This is a genomic window from Pseudomonas sp. FP453, from assembly GCF_030687495.1.
GTDB lineage: Bacteria > Pseudomonadota > Gammaproteobacteria > Pseudomonadales > Pseudomonadaceae > Aquipseudomonas.
Map to the genome: position 1 here is coordinate 6,009,730 of NZ_CP117435.1, position 19,608 is coordinate 6,029,337.

General features: G+C 62.3%; 20 protein-coding genes and 2 pseudogenes. 10 read left to right on the top strand and 12 right to left on the bottom strand.

Features of this window, described 5'->3' with window-relative positions:
- The first annotated feature begins 38 nt into the window (after positions 1 to 38).
- Positions 39 to 500 (top strand): TIGR02444 family protein, encoded by a 462-nt coding sequence (locus PSH87_RS27495; RefSeq protein ID WP_305431801.1) that lies wholly within the window; start codon positions 39 to 41, stop codon positions 498 to 500.
- Here PSH87_RS27495 and PSH87_RS27500 read toward each other — a convergent pair.
- On the bottom strand, positions 497 to 1,561 hold the full coding sequence (locus PSH87_RS27500) for an AlgP family protein (RefSeq protein ID WP_305431803.1): 1,065 nt from the start codon (positions 1,559 to 1,561) through the stop codon (positions 497 to 499). The genes PSH87_RS27495 and PSH87_RS27500 overlap by 4 nt on opposite strands.
- Positions 1,562 to 1,753: 192 nt before the next feature.
- On the opposite strand from PSH87_RS27500, the pseudogene PSH87_RS27505 reads away from it, so the two are divergent.
- A pseudogene (locus tag PSH87_RS27505) lies at positions 1,754 to 2,400 on the top strand (FKBP-type peptidyl-prolyl cis-trans isomerase).
- A gap of 53 nt (positions 2,401 to 2,453) precedes the next feature.
- Here the strand turns inward: PSH87_RS27505 and PSH87_RS27510 are convergent.
- The 7 genes from PSH87_RS27510 to PSH87_RS27540 form a co-directional block, all read right to left on the bottom strand.
- A complete protein-coding gene (locus tag PSH87_RS27510; RefSeq protein ID WP_017736974.1) occupies positions 2,454 to 2,912 on the bottom strand; it encodes an Rsd/AlgQ family anti-sigma factor in 459 nt (152 codons plus the stop codon).
- A 215-nt stretch (positions 2,913 to 3,127) separates the two neighbouring features.
- Positions 3,128 to 3,643 (bottom strand): disulfide bond formation protein B, encoded by a 516-nt coding sequence (locus tag PSH87_RS27515; RefSeq protein WP_305431805.1) that lies wholly within the window; start codon positions 3,641 to 3,643, stop codon positions 3,128 to 3,130.
- Between the two features lie 236 nt (positions 3,644 to 3,879).
- Complete coding sequence (locus PSH87_RS27520) at positions 3,880 to 5,121, bottom strand: heme biosynthesis protein HemY (protein ID WP_305431806.1); 1,242 nt, start codon at positions 5,119 to 5,121, stop codon at positions 3,880 to 3,882.
- A 5-nt stretch (positions 5,122 to 5,126) separates the two neighbouring features.
- On the bottom strand, positions 5,127 to 6,242 hold the full coding sequence (locus PSH87_RS27525; protein ID WP_305431807.1) for a uroporphyrinogen-III C-methyltransferase: 1,116 nt from the start codon (positions 6,240 to 6,242) through the stop codon (positions 5,127 to 5,129).
- An 18-nt stretch (positions 6,243 to 6,260) separates the two neighbouring features.
- A complete protein-coding gene (locus PSH87_RS27530) occupies positions 6,261 to 7,019 on the bottom strand; it encodes a uroporphyrinogen-III synthase (protein ID WP_305431808.1) in 759 nt (252 codons plus the stop codon).
- On the bottom strand, positions 7,016 to 7,957 hold the full coding sequence (gene hemC, locus PSH87_RS27535) for a hydroxymethylbilane synthase (protein WP_305431809.1): 942 nt from the start codon (positions 7,955 to 7,957) through the stop codon (positions 7,016 to 7,018). The genes PSH87_RS27530 and hemC overlap by 4 nt, the downstream gene beginning before the upstream one ends.
- A gap of 138 nt (positions 7,958 to 8,095) precedes the next feature.
- Positions 8,096 to 8,842, bottom strand: coding sequence for a LytTR family DNA-binding domain-containing protein (locus PSH87_RS27540; protein ID WP_017736980.1), 747 nt, complete (start codon positions 8,840 to 8,842; stop codon positions 8,096 to 8,098).
- Positions 8,843 to 9,344: 502 nt separating this feature from the next.
- Between PSH87_RS27540 and argH the strand changes: the two genes are divergently transcribed.
- Positions 9,345 to 10,739, top strand: a complete 1,395-nt coding sequence (argH, locus tag PSH87_RS27545) for an argininosuccinate lyase (protein WP_305431810.1) — start codon at positions 9,345 to 9,347, stop codon at positions 10,737 to 10,739.
- A 109-nt stretch (positions 10,740 to 10,848) separates the two neighbouring features.
- Here the strand turns inward: argH and PSH87_RS27550 are convergent, their stop codons facing one another.
- Positions 10,849 to 11,508, bottom strand: a complete 660-nt coding sequence (locus PSH87_RS27550; protein WP_305431811.1) for a glutathione S-transferase family protein — start codon at positions 11,506 to 11,508, stop codon at positions 10,849 to 10,851.
- A 126-nt stretch (positions 11,509 to 11,634) separates the two neighbouring features.
- Between PSH87_RS27550 and PSH87_RS27555 the strand changes: the two genes are divergently transcribed.
- From PSH87_RS27555 to PSH87_RS27565, 3 genes are all read left to right on the top strand, one after another.
- The gene (locus PSH87_RS27555) at positions 11,635 to 11,919 is read left to right on the top strand and encodes a hypothetical protein (RefSeq protein WP_010207441.1); all 285 of its coding nucleotides are present in this window, start codon (positions 11,635 to 11,637) and stop codon (positions 11,917 to 11,919) included.
- A 96-nt stretch (positions 11,920 to 12,015) separates the two neighbouring features.
- Positions 12,016 to 12,270 (top strand): TIGR02647 family protein, encoded by a 255-nt coding sequence (locus tag PSH87_RS27560; protein WP_003195403.1) that lies wholly within the window; start codon positions 12,016 to 12,018, stop codon positions 12,268 to 12,270.
- A gap of 169 nt (positions 12,271 to 12,439) precedes the next feature.
- Entirely contained in the window at positions 12,440 to 15,280 is a 2,841-nt protein-coding gene (locus PSH87_RS27565) for a class I adenylate cyclase (RefSeq protein WP_305431812.1), read from the top strand.
- Here the strand turns inward: PSH87_RS27565 and rnk are convergent.
- The 3 genes from rnk to cyaY all read right to left on the bottom strand — a co-directional run bounded on the left by rnk (position 15,277) and on the right by cyaY (position 16,375).
- On the bottom strand, positions 15,277 to 15,690 hold the full coding sequence (gene rnk, locus PSH87_RS27570; RefSeq protein ID WP_017736984.1) for a nucleoside diphosphate kinase regulator: 414 nt from the start codon (positions 15,688 to 15,690) through the stop codon (positions 15,277 to 15,279). The two genes, PSH87_RS27565 and rnk, sit on opposite strands and share 4 nt — an antisense overlap.
- 131 nt (positions 15,691 to 15,821) lie before the next feature.
- Positions 15,822 to 16,040: a DUF1289 domain-containing protein gene (locus PSH87_RS27575; protein ID WP_026136813.1), complete on the bottom strand. Its 219-nt coding sequence runs from the start codon at positions 16,038 to 16,040 to the stop codon at positions 15,822 to 15,824.
- A gap of 2 nt (positions 16,041 to 16,042) precedes the next feature.
- A complete protein-coding gene (cyaY, locus tag PSH87_RS27580; protein ID WP_017736985.1) occupies positions 16,043 to 16,375 on the bottom strand; it encodes an iron donor protein CyaY in 333 nt (110 codons plus the stop codon).
- A 238-nt stretch (positions 16,376 to 16,613) separates the two neighbouring features.
- Here cyaY and PSH87_RS27585 point away from each other — a divergent pair, with 238 nt between their 5' ends.
- The 4 genes and pseudogenes from PSH87_RS27585 (at position 16,614) to PSH87_RS27600 (ending at position 19,606) form a co-directional block, all read left to right on the top strand.
- Complete coding sequence (locus tag PSH87_RS27585; protein WP_010207449.1) at positions 16,614 to 16,784, top strand: lipoprotein; 171 nt, start codon at positions 16,614 to 16,616, stop codon at positions 16,782 to 16,784.
- Positions 16,785 to 16,793: 9 nt separating this feature from the next.
- A pseudogene (gene lysA / locus PSH87_RS27590) lies at positions 16,794 to 18,042 on the top strand (diaminopimelate decarboxylase).
- Positions 18,043 to 18,045: 3 nt separating this feature from the next.
- On the top strand, positions 18,046 to 18,876 hold the full coding sequence (gene dapF, locus PSH87_RS27595) for a diaminopimelate epimerase (protein WP_017736987.1): 831 nt from the start codon (positions 18,046 to 18,048) through the stop codon (positions 18,874 to 18,876).
- A 13-nt stretch (positions 18,877 to 18,889) separates the two neighbouring features.
- Positions 18,890 to 19,606 carry a DUF484 family protein gene (locus PSH87_RS27600; RefSeq protein WP_017736988.1) on the top strand — a complete coding sequence of 239 codons (717 nt, stop codon included), beginning with the start codon at positions 18,890 to 18,892 and terminating at the stop codon, positions 19,604 to 19,606.
- Positions 19,607 to 19,608 lie beyond the last annotated feature (2 nt).

A 19,608-nucleotide genomic window follows, 5' to 3' on the forward strand; every position in this document is an offset into this window, starting at 1 on the left:
GTCTACCAGCTTCGTTGGCCGCTGGCTTGGGTGTGAATATGTGCGCTGACCTGTGGAGCTTTGCCCTCTCGACTTACGCCCGGCCGGGCGTCGAAGCCGCTTGCCTGCGCTTGCAGGAACAAGGTGCGGATGTGTGCCTGTTGCTCTGTGGTGCCTGGCTGGAGCAGCGCGGCGTAGCGGCTGCGCCTGATCGCGTGCTGGCCTTGCAACAATTGGCTCGCCCATGGCGCACGCAGGTGATCGAACCGTTACGACAGGTGCGTGTGCAATGGCGCCTCATGGCACAGCAGGATCAGCCATTGGCGGCGCTGCGCGAACGGATCAAGGCAGTGGAGTTGGAGGCAGAGCGGGAATTGCTGACACGCCTGGAAGCGTTGGCGCTGGCATGGCCGGCAGGGGAAGGTCAACAACAGTGGCTGGAAGGACTGGCGGCTGAGGATGCCGCCAACCTTGACCATGACGCGCTGCAGCAGCTGCGCGTCATGGCCACCGGCACTTAGGAAGCGCTGGTTGGGGTGGTGCTTGGCGCTACCGGTGCAGGCGTGCTGCTGGCCGATGCGGTTGGAGCGGTGGACGCGGTAGCAGCAGGTGCAGCTGGCTTGGCCGGTGCTGGTTTGGCAGCGGCTGGCTTTGCAACAGCGGGTTTGGCAGCTGGTTTAGCGGCTGGTTTTGCAGCAGCGGCTTTAGCAACTGGCTTAACAGCTGGTTTTGCAGCAGCTGGTTTAGCGGCTGGTTTTGCAGCAGCGGTTTTAGCAGCTGGCTTGGCGGCTGGTTTCGCAGCAGCAGGTTTGGCAGCTGGCTTAGCGGCTGGTTTTGCAGCAGCGGTTTTAGCAGCTGGCTTCGCGGCTGGTTTTGCAGCAGCGGTTTTGGCAGCTGGCTTCGCGGCTGGTTTTGCAGCGGCAGTTTTAGCAACTGGCTTCGCGGCTGGTTTTGCAGCAGCGGTTTTAGCAGCTGGCTTCGCGGCTGGTTTTGCAGCAGCGGTTTTAGCAGCTGGCTTCGCGGCTGGTTTTGCAGCAGCGGTTTTGGCAGCTGGCTTAGCGGCCGGTTTTGCAGCAGCGGTTTTGGCAGCTGGCTTAGCGGCTGGTTTTGCAGCAGCGGTTTTAGCAGCTGGCTTGGCAGCAGCTTTAGCGGGCGCCTTTGCCGCAACGGCTTTTGCAGGTACACGAGCACCCAACACTTTAGCCACGGCTTCCTTCACACGACCAACGCCCTGGGCCAGTTTCAGGCTTTCTTGAGCGTCTTTTTTGAGTTGGGAAATGTAGCCGCGGGTTTCAGCTTGGCGATCCTTGAGGGCGTCCAGCAGGTCCTCGAGTTCTTTGACAGCGTCTTTGGCTTTGGCTTGTGCCTTGGCCTTGCCGGCAGTGGCGGCGTCTTGCAGTTTGGTGCGGGATTTGTGCAGCTTTTCTTGCGCTTTACCGCGTTGTTTTTCCAGCTTGGCGAGCAGTTTTTCTGCATCGGCCAGGGCTTGGGAACAAGCGCTTTCCAGATGTTCGAGCAAGCTGCCCGAAAGTTGTTGGAGTAAATGCAACGGGGTATTTACAGGCTTCTGTTTGGCCGACATGGTTTACCTCCTGGCTGACGTGGGTGCGGCTCATACTAGCCCTCTGCTCTTACCGCCGCTAGGGCATGTTGACAGTATCGTTTGCCCGGCGTTGCACCGCGCGAAAATTCTTATCGTTATAACGAAAATACCCGGCACTTTTTACCCACTCACACTGGCATAATCCGTCGCACTTTCGGCGGGAGGATGCCCATGTCGCGTTACCTTTTTCTTGTGCTTGGCCTGGCGATTTCGGTGGCCAATGCGAGCGAACAATCACCGCCCAAAACCACTGAGCAGAACCAGCACGACCTTGCCTACAGCCTGGGCGCCAGCCTCGGTGAACGCTTGCGCCAGGAAGTCCCCGACTTGCAGATCCAGGCCTTGCTCGACGGGCTCAAGCAAGCCTATCAAGGCAAGCCGCTGGCGCTCGACAACGCGCGCATCGAACAGCTTCTCGCCCAGCACGAAACGCAAAACGAAGCCGATGCACAGGCACCGCAAAGTGAAAAAGCCCTCGCCGCAGAACAGCAGTTTCTAGCCAAGGAAAAAACCGCCAGCGGCGTGCGCGAATGGCCAAGCATACGCCCAAGCCGCTGGCAACGGATGAGGTGCAGGTGAAGTATGTGGGGCGGCTGCCCGATGGGACGGTGTTCGATCAGAGCGCACAGCCCCAATGGTTTCGCCTGGACAGCGTGATCAGTGGCTGGACCAGCGCACTGCAACAAATGCCTACCGGCGCAAAATGGCGTTTGGTCATCCCATCTGCCCAGGCCTATGGCGCCGACGGTGCCGGCGAGTTGATCGCACCTTACACACCACTGGTCTTTGAGATCGAACTGCTCGCCACCCGCCATTGAGCGCAAAAAAAACGGTGCGCCATGCGCACCGTTTTTTGTCTCGCCATCCGGGATCAAGCCTGGGTAGCCGGCTCTTCCTTATGGGCGTTGTGCAGCACCTCTATCAGGCAGTCTTCCAGCTCGAAACGCTCGTGAAGCAGGCCACCCAACTCTTTGAATTTCTCGGCCACACAGTTGCCGGCATCACACAGGTCGGTGAACACCAACAGCTTCTCGGTGATCACATCGATGCGTGGGTAGATCGTTTCAGCGAGGTCCAGACCACGCTGATCGTCGAAGGCTTCCGCCTCCTTGGTCAGCTGCTCGTAGACACCGAAATGGCCGGCTGACACGTAGTCCACCAACACACCACAGAAGTCCTGCAACGGCTCGCGGTTCTCAGCCAGCGCCTCGGGCTTGGCGCCAAGCGCATCAAAGGCCCGAACCAGTTCATGACGTGCCTTCAACCAGCTGTCGATCAGCTTGTGCACACCACCCCAGCGTTCCTGAGCATTCTGACAACTTTCCAGCATGATGATCTCTCTTCCCTATAGGGGCGCTGCCGCCTGGTGCCCGCGCAACACTTCAAGGATAAAGCCGCAGCCGGACAAGGCCGCATCGGACAAACGGTTTCGATAACGCGTGCGGGCCAGATTATGCCCGCATGACTATGGCTTCAAGGTACGCAGGAGAGAAAGTTCATACAAGTGTTTAATCCCGTCCTACAACCATTGAACTGATTCAGGTGCTAGACCTGCCGCAAATGCAGGCCGGCCAACAGCCGTGAAAACGGAATGAGACCCAGGACAAGCATCACGACGAAGAACAACAGGCTCCACTCCGGGAGGCTCAAATCGAACAGCGTCCAGTTGATTTCCACGCAATCGACAGTGCCATTGAAAATAGCCTGGACTGCTTGCCACATGGACAGCCTTTCCAGCATGTCCTGCAGGCTTGGCCAGCACTCTGGAGGCGCGCCCGACGAAATACTTTGCAGCAATACCTGACGCGCAGCGGTAAAGGCACCCAACAAGGCGCAGCCCATGCCTGCCAACCCGTAAAGGCCAGCCCCGGAGCGCTTGGGGTTATGGATCGCCGCGATCACGTTGATCAGCATGAACGTGGCAAGAAACACCCGCTGTACCTGGCACAGGAAGCAGGGGCGCAGCAGCGCACCATATTCCAGGTAGAACGACACACCCAACGTCAGCGCGCCAGCGATGAACGCCAGGAAAAACAAGGTGCGTGAGGGGGCCAAAGACATTGCTTATCCGTACCGCAGAAGATAGGCCGTTACGGTAGAGGAAAGGCCTGACCCCTTTCAATACGCGCTAGAGCAGACGATTCCGCGAAAGCGTGAGGACATCCCGCCAGAGCGCGGAGGACATAACGAAGCGCTACGTAGGAGTTTGTTACGAATCCCGCTGCACCGAGGAATTTCGCTGGCTTGAAGGGTTGGCTGTCAGAAGCATCTGCGCCAACCCTCTCATCTTTCCTACTTCAGACTCGCGCAGGTACCGGCAACGGAGAGGCGAGTAGACGGTTATCCAAAAGGCCCAGGCCTTCCTGGAACAGCTGGTTGCTGCGCTCGGTGTCCCCCAGCTGGGCCAACAGGCGTGCGAGCTCGGCGCAGGCTTCGGGATTGCGCTGCACCTGCAGGCTGCTTTCCAGATAGTCGCGTGCCTTGCCCCACAAGCTGTTTTGCAGGCACAGGCGACCCAGGGTCAGCAGCAGGCTGGCATCGCCCGGATGGTCCTTGAGCCAGCCTTCGGCAAACTTCAGTTGCCGCGCCGGATCGCTGCCACGCAGCAAGCCATAGAGCCGGATCAGGTGGCTGTCATAGCCGCGCTTGATCGCGCCACGCAACACTTCTTCAGCCTTGGCGTCAGCGCCCAACTGGCGCAATTGCTCGGCATACGCCAAAACCAACTGCGGTTCCTGGCGCTGGGCGGAGGTCAACTGCTGCCAGGCCCGCTCAAGGGATTGCAAGCCGGCTTCGCCCTGCTCTTCACGCTGGGCCGCCAGGCTGAGGTTCTCACCCCAGGCGCGACGTTCCAGCTCGGCCAGCTCGGCGGCGGGCAGCACCTTGTCCTTGCGCAACTCGGGTAGCAGGCGGATCACCGACGACCAATCGCCACGCTGCTGATGCAGGCGCTGCAGCTGACGCAGGACCTGGGCGTTATGGGGATGACGTTCGTGCATGGCCTGCAAGGTAACGAGGGCGCCCTCGGTGTCACCGCGGTCCAGCTGCAGTTGCGCATGGCTCAAGGCGATTGCCAGTTCGGCCTGGGGCTGACGCTCCAGGGCGCGCTCCAGCAAACCGTCAGACTCTGCATAGCGGCCCTGCTCGTTCGCCGCACGCGCGGCGCCGAGGTAATAGAGCAAAGGTTGGCGTTCCGCTTCGGCAGCGCGGTGCAAGTGGCGCTCGGCACTGGCCCAGCGGCCTTCGGCGAGGTCCATCTGCCCCTGCTCGATGGCGATCTGCACACGGCGGCTGCGGTTACGGCGCGACCACGGGTTGACCACGCCACCGGAGGTGGTCACCAGGCTCAACAGCAGGCGTACCAGGTAGATCGCCAGGGCGAAGGCAAACACCGCCACCAAGGTCGCCCACAGGCTCGATTCGTAATGCAGCACGTGGGGATAGGTAATCAGCACGTAGCCGGTGTGTTTCGAGATGCCCACCGCCAGTGCCAGGGCGATTGCAATCGCCAGCACGAGGCCCACATAGAAACGCTTCATCGGCTTTACTCCTGGGTGGCCGGCTTGCCAGCCGACGCCTTGGCTTCGTCAGCAGACAAGTGGCGACGCTCAAGGTACGCCTGCACCGCTGCCAGGCTCGCCGCCAGGTCTGGCGTCACCACCGACACGGCCTTGGGCTCAAGCTCGGCGATACGCGCCAGCATCGCCTTGCTTTGCGGGTTGTCCTGGTTGAAGTTGTCTTGCAGCACGCTGCGCGCCTCACCCAACGAACGGCTGTACACCGCCGTCTCGCCGTTGAGCGCAGCCCATTGCGCCTGCTCCAGCGCCAGGCTCAGGGCCAGGCGCACCTGGTTCAAGCCTTGGCCGGCCAGCAATGGGCGGATGTTGTCGTCAGGGTTGAAGTCGATGCGGAAGTAGCGCGAGATCTGCTCCCACCACTGGCTCCAGCGGCTATCGGTATCCGTGGTCGGACGCCCTTGGGAGGCCGGCTCGGTGAGCTGGTATTCGGGGGCAATCGCGGCCAATTGCACCACTTGGTCGCGCAGTGCCGCCAGTTGCAGGTACAGCCCGGTGCGATCCGGCTGCTCGGTGCTGCGCAGTGCGGCAAGGCTCTTGGCCAGCTGTTCACGCGCGGCGTAGGAACCCGGATCACTCTGTTCACGCAAGATCTCGTCGGCGCCCTGGACCAGCGACTGAGCACTGTTGATATCCTGCAAGGCCGACAAGCGCAAGCTGGCCAGACGGATCAGGTGCTCGGCTTCCGCCAGGCGCCAATCCTGGCGGCTGGCGCCCAGGACGGTTTCCAGACGCTGGCTGAGGCGCTGCTGATCGCCCTGCAACTGGGCCACCAGGCGGCGCCGCTCTTCAAGCTCCTCCGCGCCGGGCAACTGCGCCAGGCGTGCGGCCAACTGTTGCTGGCTCTGCTTGAGGGATTGGGCCTGGTCATCCAGCGTGCGCACCTGGCCCAGCTGTTGCTGGCTGCCGGCTTGCAGGGCGCGGACCTGCCAGAGCCCCCAGCCACCAGCGGCAACCCCGGCGGCGCCGAGCAACAAGGCCACGATCGCCAGGCCGTTGCCACGGCGTGGCGCAGTGACCGCTGACTCAACCGGCGCATCGAGTGCGGGTTGGGTTTCTTCTTTGGGCAAGGCTGTTTCGCTCACGTATCCGTCCTTTGCGTATCAGAGAGTGGTCGCGCGATGGCTGCGCAGTGCCACTAACAAAGCCGCGGCGCTCGCACCGCGACAATCCACAACTTTTTCTGCGCCGGCAGCCCGCGCCATCTCATAGACTCGCGGGCTCGGCACGAACAACGGCAACTGTGCCACCTGTGGCCAATCGGCACCGGCCAAGGCTTGCAGGTGCAAAAAACCCTGCCCACTGCTGACCACCAGGCCGTTCAAGCGTTCCAACTGGATGCGTTGCATCAGCGTCCCGGCGGCATAGCTCGGCAGGAACCGACGGTACAACTCCAAGTAGACGACACTAGCACCTTGCTCGCGCAAACGCTCAGCGAGCAACTCCCGGCCGCCTTCGCCGCGCAGGATCAGCACCCGGGCACCGGGCCGTGCGATAGCCTCGCGCAAGGCCGGCAGTGCAAGCAAGGCCTCACTGTCGTCGCCGGTGTCGGGATAGTGAACGTTGAGCCCGTGATCGGCCAGTACCTGGCCCGTGGCCGCGCCGACGCTGAACCACGGCAACCGCGGCCAGGCCTGGTCCAGCTGTTGCAACGCCAGGCGGGCGGCGGGCTTGCTGACCACGATCACCGCGCAAAAGCGGCCCAGGTCACGAAAGATGGCCTGCTGTTCGGGTGTGACGGGTAACGGCTCAATGTCCAGCAACGGCAGGCTGCTGCTGAAAATCCCGGCTGCCGACAACGACGCCGCCAAGGACAACGACTCCTCGGCAGGCCGCGTCAGCAGCACACGCCAGTCGGTCACTGCGGGCCGGCCTCGCCGTAGACTTTTTCGAGGATGGCGCCGGCGCCTTTGTCCAGCAACGCTTCGGCGACCTGAATACCCAGGGCCGCCGCGTCACGTTGCGGGCCACGCACCTCGGCAGTCAGCAAGGTGCCGCCGTCCGGGTCGCCCACCAGGCCGCGCAGCCACAGGTTTTCCCCTTCGAGCACGGCGTAGCAGGCGATGGGCACCTGGCAGCCGCCATTGAGGTGCTTGTTCAGGGCCCGTTCGGCGGTGACGCGCACTCCGGTATCGTGGTGATCAAGGGGCTTGAGCAGTGCGTGAATCTCACTGTCGGCGGTGCGGCATTCGATGCCCACGGCGCCCTGGCCACCGGCTGGCAGGCTGTCTTCGACGCTGATGGCCGAGGTGATGCGGTCTTCGAAGCCCAGGCGGATCAACCCGGCGGCGGCCAGGATGATCGCGTCATACTCACCGGCATCCAGCTTGGCCAGGCGCGTATTGACGTTGCCGCGCAGGAAGCGGATCTGCAGGTCCGGGCGACGGGTCAGCAACTGCGCCTGGCGACGCAGGCTGGAGGTGCCGACGATGCTGCCCAGGGGCAGTTCATCCAGGGAGGCATAAGTATTGGAAACGAAGGCATCACGCGGGTCTTCGCGCTCGCAGATACAAAAAAGGCCCAGGCCTTCGGGGAAGTCCATGGGCACATCTTTCATCGAATGCACGGCGATGTCGGCTTCGTTTTCCAGCAGCGCGGTTTCCAGTTCCTTGACGAACAGGCCCTTGCCGCCGATCTTCGACAGCGGCGAGTCGAGCAGCTTGTCGCCGCGACTGACCATGGGCACCAGGGACACCACGAGGCCTGGGTGGGCCTGCTCAAGGCGTGCTTTGACGTATTCGGCCTGCCACAAGGCCAGGGCACTTTTACGGGTGGCGATGCGGATTTCGCGAGAGGACATGGATCAATCCGTACTGAATAGATACGGCAGATAATAACAGCTCAGGCAAATACGCTTTGATTTGAATCAGCAAGTGCGGGGCCTCCCTGGCCGCGTCGCACCGGGATAAGGACTGCAGGCAACGCCAAGGCCCTTGGGCTAAAGCTGCTGCATCATCTTGCGCACACCGGCCACATGGCGTCGGCTGACGATCAGGGCATCGCCATTGAGCCCCTTCAGGAACAACTGAAAGTGCCCGAGTGGCGTGCGTTGCAACCGTTCGATACGGTCACGGGCCACCAGCGCATTGCGGTGAATACGCACAAAGCGGTCGCCGAACTCATCTTCCAGGGCCTTGAGCGGCTCATCGAGCAGCACTTCACCGGCCTCGTGACGCAGGGTCACGTACTTGTGGTCGGCAATGAAGTACACCACCTGATCCAGGGGAATCAGCTCGATGCCTTTGCGGGTACGTGCACTGATATGGCTGCGCGGCCCGTTGCCGCTCTGGGCAGCCGGCTGAGTCAAGGCGGTGAGTTGGCTGCGGTTGGGGCGCTCGGCCTTTTTCAGGGCCTTGAGCAGGGCGCCGGCTTCGACCGGCTTGGCCAGGAAGCTGACACCACTGGCTTCCAGGGTCTGCGCGGGGAAATCCTCTGGCCCTGCGTACAACACCAGCGCCGGCGGCGACTCGCGTTCGCTCAGGCGGGCGGCGACTTGCAGGCCATCAAGGCCCGGCAGGCGGATATCGAGCAGCACCACATCCGGCTTGAGGCTGTCGATCAGCGTCAACGCCTCTTCGCCCGTGGTGGCGCTCGGTTCAAGGACTGTATAACCCTCGAGTTCACTGACCAAACGGCTCAGTTGCTCGCGGGCTTGGGGTTCGTCTTCAACGATCAGGACATTCATATTGCGCTGGATTCCTGCGTGAGTCTCGCACAAGGATAGCGTAGACAGGTGCGGTGACTTGCGTCACAGCGATCCACGCTAAGACTAGCGCGAGCGGCAAAAAGTGCCCCGAGAGTGGCACCCATATTTACCCGGACCTGTTCAATTGCGCCCAAGACCTTCTGACTTCGGGCATCGTCGTAGGGTTTGCTGATACACAATCCGAATACCCCCCTTCTGAATGAATAGCCTGGGCTCTGACCGCATCACCCGGCTTTGGTGCATTCACGCTCTATCAGTGCAACTGTAGACGCTCACTGCGACGACATTGCTCTATCGTCAAATATCGTTTCAATAAACACCCGAGTCCAGTCTCTTCCCGGACGCGTCCGGCGGCAAGGCACTTTGCCATCCTTCGTGCAAATAAAAATGCCGACCACCCGTAGCACCGCCTCCACGGGCAACCCTGTTATTATCGCCGGCACACCTCCAAGCCTCTTTAAAGCAGATCACGAGCGAATCCATGAGCACCGACAAGACCAACCAGTCCTGGGGCGGCCGCTTCAGTGAACCCGTCGACGCCTTCGTCGCCCGCTTCACCGCCTCCGTCACCTTCGACCAGCGCCTGTACCGCCACGACATCATGGGCTCGATCGCCCACGCCACGATGCTGGCCAAGGTCGGCGTGCTGACCGACGCCGAGCGCGACAGCATCATCGATGGCCTGACCACCATCCGCGGTGAGATCGAAGCCGGCACGTTCGACTGGCGCGTCGACCTGGAAGACGTGCACATGAATATCGAGGCCCGCCTCACCGACCGTATCGGTGTGACCGGCAAGAAACTGCACACCGGGCGTAGCCGTAACGACCAGGTCGCGACCGATATCCGCCTGTGGATTCGTGATGAGATCGACCTGATCCTGGCCGAAATCACCCGCCTGCAACAAGGCCTGCTGGAACAGGCCGAGCGTGAATCCGGCACCATCATGCCCGGCTTCACCCACCTGCAAACCGCACAGCCCGTGACCTTCGGCCACCACCTGCTGGCCTGGTTCGAAATGCTCAGCCGCGACTACGAGCGCCTGGTGGATTGCCGCAAGCGCGCCAACCGCATGCCGCTCGGCAGCGCCGCACTGGCCGGCACCACGTACCCGATCGACCGTGAATACACCGCGCAACTGCTGGGCTTCGACACCGTCGGCGGCAACTCCCTGGACGGCGTGTCCGACCGTGACTTCGCCATCGAATTCTGCGCCGCCGCCAGCATCGCGATGATGCACCTGTCGCGCTTCTCCGAAGAGCTGGTGCTGTGGACCAGCGCGCAATTCCAGTTCATCGACCTGCCGGACCGCTTCTGCACCGGCAGCTCGATCATGCCGCAAAAGAAAAACCCCGACGTACCTGAGCTGGTACGTGGCAAGAGCGGTCGCGTGTTCGGCGCGCTGATGGGCCTGCTGACCCTGATGAAAGGCCAACCCCTGGCCTATAACAAGGACAACCAGGAAGACAAGGAGCCGCTGTTCGACGCCGCCGACACCCTGCGCGACTCGCTGCGCGCGTTTGCCGACATGATCCCGGCGATCAAGCCCAAGCACGCGATCATGCGTGAAGCGGCGCTGCGCGGGTTCTCCACCGCGACCGACCTGGCGGACTACCTGGTGCGCCGTGGCCTGCCGTTCCGTGACTGCCACGAAATCGTCGGTCACGCCGTGAAGTACGGCGTGGACACCGGCAAGGACCTGGCGGAAATGAGCCTGGAAGAACTGCGCCAGTTCAGCGACCAGATCGAGCAGGACGTGTTTGCCGTGCTGACGCTGGAAGGTTCGGTGAATGCGCGTGACCATATCGGCGGGACTGCGCCGGCGCAGGTGAAGGCTGCCGTTGTGCGTGGCCTGGCCCTACTCGCTAGCCGCTAAAAGCATCGCAGGCAAGCCAGCTCCCACAGGAGACCCGGGTCGTCAAGACAACTCGGTCAACTGTGGGAGCGGGCTTGCCCGCGATGACGACCTCCCAGGCACCCAACATCTACTTCTTGGCAGCAATCATCGCCATAAACGCCGGCATCGCCGCTTCCCTGTCCGCCGCAACCCTCTGCGCATTGGGCAGTGCATGCAACTTGTCCAGCAACGCCTTGGCCGCCGGCATCTGCGCCAGCAAATCCACGCCAAACAGCTTCTCGCCCACCCCGCAGGCGAGGTTCACGCTGTACATGAAATACAGATCCGCAATCGTGAAGCTCTCCCCCGCCACATAAGGCGCGAACTTGCCGTGCCGACCGAGAGACCCCATCCCCAGCAACAGCTCGGCCTTGGATTTGTCCTTGATCGCCTCCGGTACCGGCATGCCAAAAAACGCCTCGGCGAAACACGCGCGGGCGGGCAATTCGATGTACAGCTCGATTTCCCGGCACAGCGCCAGCACCTGGGCACGCTGGAACGGGTCCGCCGGCAGCAGCGCCGGACCTTCCTGGGTTTGCTCGATGTATTCGAGGATCACGCTGGTCTCGTTGATAAAACCCTGTTTGACCCCCAGCACGGGCACCTTGCCTCGGGGGCTCACGGCCAGGGCTTCAGGCGTCTGGCCCGCATAGAAAGGCACCTCTTCAAACGGCAGGCCCTTCTCCAGCAGCGCCAGCTTGACCATGTTGTAGTAGTTGCTGACCGAAAATCCGTAGAGCTTGAGCATTGCGACTGCCTCCAGGCCGAGTGTGGGGTTGGCTGCATGAGTTATAGATCCGAAGGCCCCGCCTGACCAGCAGCATCACCTGCCTGAATGGGGGTAGACTGGCGTCCTTTCCTTGAGGAGCCTGCCATGAGCGAGCCGACCGATATCGACAACGACGAAGAAGAATTCGCCGAAACCACCCTGATCGAAGCCATCGAAAACCAGATCGAGAGCGAAAACCCGCCTGCCGCCAAGGCCACCTTCAACAAGCTGACCCTGGTCGGCTACGAGCGTGAAGAGATCCTGCAACTGATGGCCCACGTGCTTGCCGTCGAGATCGACGCACTGCTGGAAGAGGACCGCGCGTTCAATACCGAATGGTATGAAACTGCGCTGCGCGCCCTGCCGGAACTGCCGCCCGAAAAGCAATAAATCCAACACGCGGCAACACACTGGACAGTTCGGCAAAGTGCGTTCACCTTATGGCCTGCTAGCCTCTAATAAATTCTTAGAAAGTCTGGAGTCCGTATGTCGTATACCCCTGAGTTGGTTGCCGAACTGGAAATCCTTGTACTCTTCCCATTAGACAGCACCAAGGAAGGTCTGAAAGTCCACCAGACCGCCGCCCCCACTGCTATCGCCGCTGCCAAGCGCCTCCACGCGAAAGGTCTGATCGACCAACCGGACGGCGGCTACCTGACCAGCCTGGGTCGTGACGCTGCAGAGCAGGCCCAAACCCTGCTGACCATCCTGACCACTGCCAGCACCAAAGAAGCCGCCTGATACCTGATCCCGCCCATGGAGTCCGCCCAATGCGGATTCCGGGGGCGTTGCTGTGAACGGGTTAAAGTTCTGGCGCCAAAAACCGATTACCTTCTAAACCTCCTACGCTACTGGCTGTAAACTCCAACACGGCCGCCCACGTCGGGCCCTGCGCGCCACCGAGTCCGACATGACCCGCACCCACGAAATCCGCCCAGACCTGGACGAAGGCATCGACCGCAAGGTGCTGGCCCAGCTGCGCGCGCGGTTCATGGCCCTCAACGCAGGCCGCATGGCCCGGGCCGTCGAAGGGCTGACCCCACGCCAACAAAGCGTATTGACCCTGCTGCCGCTGTTCTTTCACGTCAATCACCCGCTGTTGCCCGGCTATGTCTCCGGCAGCACGCCCGCCGGGCTGTCGAATTTCGAACCCGACACCCAGGCCCTGACCGAAGCCCAGCGCCTGACCCGTTCGTTTTCCTACAAGCCGCGTCATGGCAACCCACCGCAACCCATCCACGGCCTGTTCCTGATGGGCAGCCTCGGCACCCTGGCCCAGGCCGACCAGAGCGATATGGACGTGTGGGTGTGCCACGCGCCGGACCTCGGCGAACACGAACTGGCCGAGCTGCGCAAGAAATGCCAGCTCCTGGAAACCTGGGCCCTGAGCATGGGCGCCGAGGCGCATTTTTTCCTGATCGAGCCGACCCGATTTGTGCTCGGGGAACGCGACGCCCAGCTCAGTTCCGACGACTGCGGCACCACCCAGCATTACCTGCTGCTGGACGAGTTCTACCGCACCGCCATCTGGCTCGCCGGGCGCACGCCGATCTGGTGGCTGGTGCCGGTGTACGAAGAAGCCCGCTACGCCGAGTTCACCCACACGTTGATCTCCAAGCGGTTTATCCGCGCCGATGAAACCCTCGACCTGGGGCACCTGGCGCGCATTCCTCCCGGGGAATTCATCGGCGCCGGGCTGTGGCAACTGTTCAAGGGCATCGAATCGCCCTACAAGTCCGTGCTCAAGCTGCTGCTGACTGAGGTCTACGCCAGCGAACACCCCCGCGTGCACTGCCTGAGCCTGCGCTTCAAGCGGGCGGTGTTCGCCAACCAAATGGACCTGGATGAGCTCGACCCGTACATCGTGGTCTACCGCCGCATCGAGGAATACCTCAAGGCGCGCAACGAACCCGAGCGCCTGGAACTGGTCCGGCGCGCCCTGTACCTCAAGGTCAACCGCAAGCTCAGCGCTGGCCAGCGCACCACCAGCTGGCAACGTCTGCTGCTGGAGCGCCTGGCCCAGGAATGGGGCTGGGACCAGCGCCAACTGGCCCTGCTGGACAGCCGCAGCCAATGGAAAGTGCGCCAGGTCGCCTCCGAACGCCGCGCCCTGGTCAGCGAGCTGAACTACAGCTACCGCTTCCTCACCCAGTTCGCCCGCACCGAACAAACCGCCAGCCTGGTCAACAAGCGCGACCTCAATGTGCTGGGCCGCCGCCTGTATGCGGCCTTTGAGCGCAAGGCCGGCAAAGTCGAGTTCATCAACCCCGGCATCGCCCCGGACCTGGCCGAAGACACCCTGACCCTGGTGCAGTCGCCCAACCGCAAGGAACCCGGCCAGCATTACTGGGGCCTGTACAACGGCAACCTGACGGCCCAGGAGTCCGAACACTTCGCGCCGATCAAGCGCAGCCGCGACCTGCTGGAAATGCTCACCTGGTGCCATCGCAACGGCGTGATCGACAGCAGCACCCGCCTGGCCTTGCACCCAGGCATCAGCGACATGACCGAATTCGAGCTGTTCAACCTGCTGGGCAGCCTGCAACAGAGCATCGCCCTGCCTCTGGCCAGCGTCGATGAAGAACGCCTGCTGCGCTCGGCGGTGCCGGAAGAAGTGTTGTTGCTGATCAACGTCGGCGTCGACCCGCTCAAGCATCACCGTGACTTGAACATCCTGATGACCACCGAGCGCACCGACTCCTTGAGCTACGCCGGGGTGCGCGACAACCTGGTGCTGACCCTGGACCAGGTCACGCTCAATAGCTGGAACGAAGTGCTGGTCAGCCGCTACGACGGCCCCCACGCCCTGCTCGATTGCCTGCGCGACTACCTCAACCAACTGCCCTCGGACCACCTGCCGCACCTGCGGGTGCGTTGTTTCTGCCACAACCGTGCGCAGTTCATTGCCCAGCGCGTCGAAGAAATCTTCGACACCGCGCAGAACCTGCTGCTCGGCCAGGGCAACCACCGCTACCTGTTGCAGGTGCAGCAGCACTACCACGTGATGGAACTGGTTCCCGGCCAGGCCACTCACGTACCGCTGCCGACCCAGGACGCGCTGATCACCTACCTCAGCGAAGAGCTGGCGAGCTACAGCCCGCTGCACCTGGACGCCATGGCCCTGGAAGACCACGACCTGGCCTTGCTGCTGCCCATGGGCATGGCCGATTGCGTGCAGGTGTTCTACCGGATCAACGAAGGCGTGGCCGAGTTGTATGTGCTGGATGAGTTCAATGCGCTCTGGCAGCAGCGCTTGCCGTTCCATGATGAGCAGAGCCTGCTGGCACCGTTGCAGCGTTTCCTGCAATCGATCCTCTTCCGCCGCGAAGCACTGGCACCGCTGGACACCCAACAACCCTTGGGTGAAGTGCAGGTCTTGTACTACCAACTGTTGCCATCGGGCAGCAACCGCGCGCGCACCGTCGAGCCTCGACCGGCTCCGCAGAACTCGGCGAACAAACCGTTTTATGACGTGCAGGCGATTATCGGCAAGGCCGCGCCTGGCCAGGTGGGCGTGACCCTGTACTGCAATCAGCGGGAGTTCTGCGAGCTGGAATTTGGCGACCAGCTATTTGCCGTGGTCGCCCAGGAGATCATCGGGCAGCGCCGGGAAACCGAGCGCTACCGCTGCTACATCACGGATCTGGACCTGTCAGGCCTGCTCGGCGATGGGCAAAGCCCGAGCAACCTGTACTTGCGCTACAAGGCCGAGTTGGAGCTGTCGCTCAACGCGGCGCTGAACCAGGTTTAGAGCGGGAAAGGGCCGCCATCTTTAGGCTGGCCTTCAACACTGAGCAACTCCAGCTTGAGGGTCTTGCCACCCGGTGCTGGCCAATCGATGTGCTGGCCCACTTGCAGGCCGAGCAACGCGCTGCCCACCGGCGCGAGGATCGAGATCTTGCCTTCATCGGCATTCGCGTGTTTCGGGTAGACCAGGGTCAGGTGGTAGTCCTTGCCGCTGCCTTGTTCACGGCAATGCACGCTGGAGTTCATGGTCACGACACCCGCAGGCACTTCATCGTGGCCAACCACGTCTTCGGCGCGGTCGAGTTCGGCTTGCAACGCTTCGACGCCAGGAGACTCGTCGCCCAGGCGGTCGATCAGTTGCTCCAGACGCTGCACGTCAAGACGGGTGAGGATGATGGACGGTGCGGTGGTCATGATTCAGGCAGACTCCTTTTTTCTGCACAAAAAAGCAAAACCCCGCCAGGAAAAGGCGGGGTTCTCACGGGCCTCGATGAGTTGAGGCGTAGCCGGACACTACCACAGCGTCACAAATAAACAAGACGACCTCAGGCGCTGCCCCTGCGTTGCTCGGCCTGGGCGCAGATCACCCGGCGCCGGGCATCGTCGGCAGAGCGCCATTCACGGATGTCTTCGACGTGGCGGAAGCAGCCGCGGCAGACTTTCTCCTCGTCCAGGCGACACAAACTGATACAAGGTGACGGCACCGCCGGGCTGACATTGCTGAACAGCGGCTTGGGCGGGCGTACGGGTGTGGGCTGCGTCACGATCAGATCTCGTCGAAATCCAGCTCGGCGCTGGTGTATTCCTGGACCAGGCGCGCGAGCATTTCGCCCAACAGCTCTTCGCTCTTGTCGCACTGCCATTTGCCACTTTCTTCGTCGTAGTCGAAGTGCACGCCACCGGAACGCGCCGCCAGCCACAGTTGGCGCAAAGGCTCCTGGCGGCTGAAGATCAGCTGTTGGCCGGTCTCGAATTTGACGGTCAGCACGCCCGCCGAGTTTTCCAGGTCCACGTCCAGGCCGCTGTCGTCGAAAATATCTTCCAGCGCCTGCTGGGTAGCATCCACCAAGTCGTGAAAACGGGCTTCGGTCAAACTCATTGTGGCAACCTCAAAAGTGTCTGGTTTTGCTCAAGCGCCGCACGATACGGGCGAGCCCGGCCGATTGCAAAGGATACCGATCCCATCGCGATTGGCGGTATGAAATATCCCCAGCCAGCGTAGTCCGCTTCACAGCCGTCTCGGCAAACCCCCGTCGGACGGGTATTTCAGCGCATAGGCAAGCTGGCAGGTGGTCGGTATACTCGGGCGCAATTAATGCATATTCAAGGATTTCGCCATGAAGCGCCTGATCTCTTCCCTTGCTGCGCTCGTCGCGGTCGCTTGCCTCGTTAGTGCCTGTGGTCAAAAAGGCCCGCTGTACCTGCCCGATGACAGCAAAGACCCGAATGAACAGGCGCAATCGTCGCAAAAGCCATCCAAAGCGCATAAGCACGACACCTACGAATAAGGGAGCTCCATGGACGCTTTTAACTACCGGGACGGCGAGCTGTTCGCGGAAGGCGTGGCGTTGTCCGCGATTGCCCAGCGCTTTGGCACCCCGACCTATGTGTACTCCCGTGCGCACATCGAAGCTCAATACCGCAGCTTTGCCGACGCGCTGGAAGGCACGCCGAGCCTGGTGTGCTACGCGGTCAAGGCCAACTCCAACCTGGGTGTACTGAATGTCCTGGCGCGTCTGGGCGCTGGTTTCGACATCGTCTCCCGTGGCGAGCTGGAACGTGTGCTGGCCGCCGGCGGCCAGGCTGACAAGATCGTGTTCTCCGGCGTCGGCAAGAGCCGCGAAGACATGCGCCGCGCCCTCGAAGTCGGCGTGCATTGCTTCAACGTCGAATCCACCGACGAACTCGAGCGCCTGCAAGTGGTAGCCGCCGAGATGGGCGTTCGCGCGCCGATCTCCCTGCGCGTCAACCCGGACGTCGATGCCGGCACCCACCCGTACATTTCCACCGGTCTCAAAGAGAACAAGTTCGGCATCGCCATTGCCGACGCCGAGGACGTGTACATCCGCGCCGCCCAACTGCCAAACCTGGAAGTACTGGGCGTCGATTGCCACATCGGCTCGCAACTGACCACCCTGCCACCGTTCATCGATGCCCTCGACCGCCTGCTGGCGCTGGTCGATCGTCTCGGCGAATGCGGCATCTACCTGCACCACATCGACCTCGGTGGTGGCGTGGGTGTGCGTTATCGCGACGAAGAGCCGCCGCTGATCGCCGACTACATCCAGGCCGTGCGCGAGCGCATCGAAGGCCGTGGCCTGACGCTGATGTTCGAGCCGGGCCGCTACATCGTCGCCAATGCCGGCGTGCTGCTGACCCAGGTCGAGTACCTCAAGCACACCGAGCACAAGGATTTCGCCATCGTCGATGCGGCGATGAACGACCTGATCCGCCCGGCGCTGTACCAGGCCTGGATGAATGTCACCGCCGTGGCGCCGGCGCGACAGCGCAGCCCGCGCCTACGACATCGTCGGCCCGATCTGCGAGACCGGCGACTTCCTGGCCAAGGATCGTCAGTTGGCCCTGGAAGAAGGCGATCTGCTGGCCGTGCATTCGGCCGGTGCCTACGGGTTTGTCATGAGCTCCAACTACAACACCCGCGGTCGTACCGCCGAGGTGCTGGTGGACGGTGATCAAGCGTTTGAAGTGCGTCGCCGCGAGACGGTAGCCGAGTTGTATGCTGGCGAAAGCCTGCTGCCGGAGTAAGCCATGCTGCTGCGTTTTACCAAGATGCACGGGCTGGGCAATGACTTCATGGTCCTCGACCTGGTCAGCCAGCACGCGCATATCCTGCCCAAGCACGCCAAGCAATGGGGTGACCGGCACACCGGCATTGGTTTCGACCAGTTGCTGATCGTCGAGGCGCCGAGCAACCCGGAGGTGGATTTCCGTTATCGGATCTTCAACTCCGACGGTTCCGAAGTGGAACAGTGCGGCAACGGTGCGCGCTGCTTCGCCCGCTTTGTGCTGGACAAGCGCCTGACCGCCAAGCGGCAGATCCGCGTCGAGACCAAGAGCGGCGTGATCGAGCTGGATATCCGCAGCGACGGCCAGATCAGCGTCAATATGGGCGCGCCACGCCTGGTGCCGGCGGACATTCCGTTCCAGGCCACCGAGCAAGCAACCAGCTACGCGGTGGATGTCGACGGCCAGATCGTCGACCTGGCCGCCGTGTCCATGGGCAACCCCCATGCGGTGCTGCGGGTCAACGACATCAATAACGCGCCCGTGCATGAATTGGGGCCGAAGATCGAACACCACCCGCGCTTTCCCGCGCGGGTCAACGTAGGCTTCCTACAGGTGATCGACCGTTCCCGCGCGCAATTGCGCGTCTGGGAACGCGGCGCCGGCGAAACCCAGGCTTGCGGCACCGGTGCTTGCGCCGCGGCCGTGGCCGCGATCAGCCAGGGGTGGATGGATTCGCCGCTGTTGATCGACCTGCCCGGTGGACGCCTGTCCATCGAATGGGCAGGCCCAGGCCACCCGGTGCTGATGACCGGGCCGGCCTCGCGTGTATACGAAGGACAGGTCCGTCTATGAGTGAGCCCAGCCAATGACCGATAAGCCTCAAGTACCCGCACAAGCATCCCCGAGCGACAGTCTGGAGGCCGCTGCCGTCGCGGCGTACCTTGAGGCTAATCCGGACTTCTTCGTCCAGCACGAAGAACTGCTGCCGGCCCTGCGCATCCCCCACCAGCGTGGCGACACCGTGTCGCTGGTGGAGCGACAGATGAAGATCCTGCGCGAGCGCAATATCGAAATGCGCCACAAGCTCTCGCACCTGATGGACGTGGCCCGCGACAACGACCGCCTGTTCGAGAAGACCCGGCGCCTGATCCTCGCGCTGATGGATGCCACCAGCCTGGAAGAAACGGTGATCGCCGTGGAAGACAGCCTGCGCCAGGATTTCCAGGTGCCCTTTGTCAGCCTGATCCTGTTCAGCGACAACCCGATGCCGGTGGGCCGTTGGGTCAGCGGCAGCGACGCACAAACCGCCATTGGTGGCCTGCTGTCCGAAGGCAAGACCATCAGCGGCACCTTGCGCGAGCACGAGCTGGACTTCCTCTTTGGCGCCGAACAGCGCCAGCAGATCGGCTCCACCGCCGTGGTCGCCCTCAGCCATCAAGGCCTGCATGGCGTGCTGGCCATCGCCAGCCGTGATCCGGCGCACTACAAAAGCTCGGTGGGCACGTTGTTCCTGACCTACATCGCCGAAGTGCTGGGCCGCGTCCTGCCGCGGTTCACCACCGCCCTGCGCGCGGTGCGCTAGCC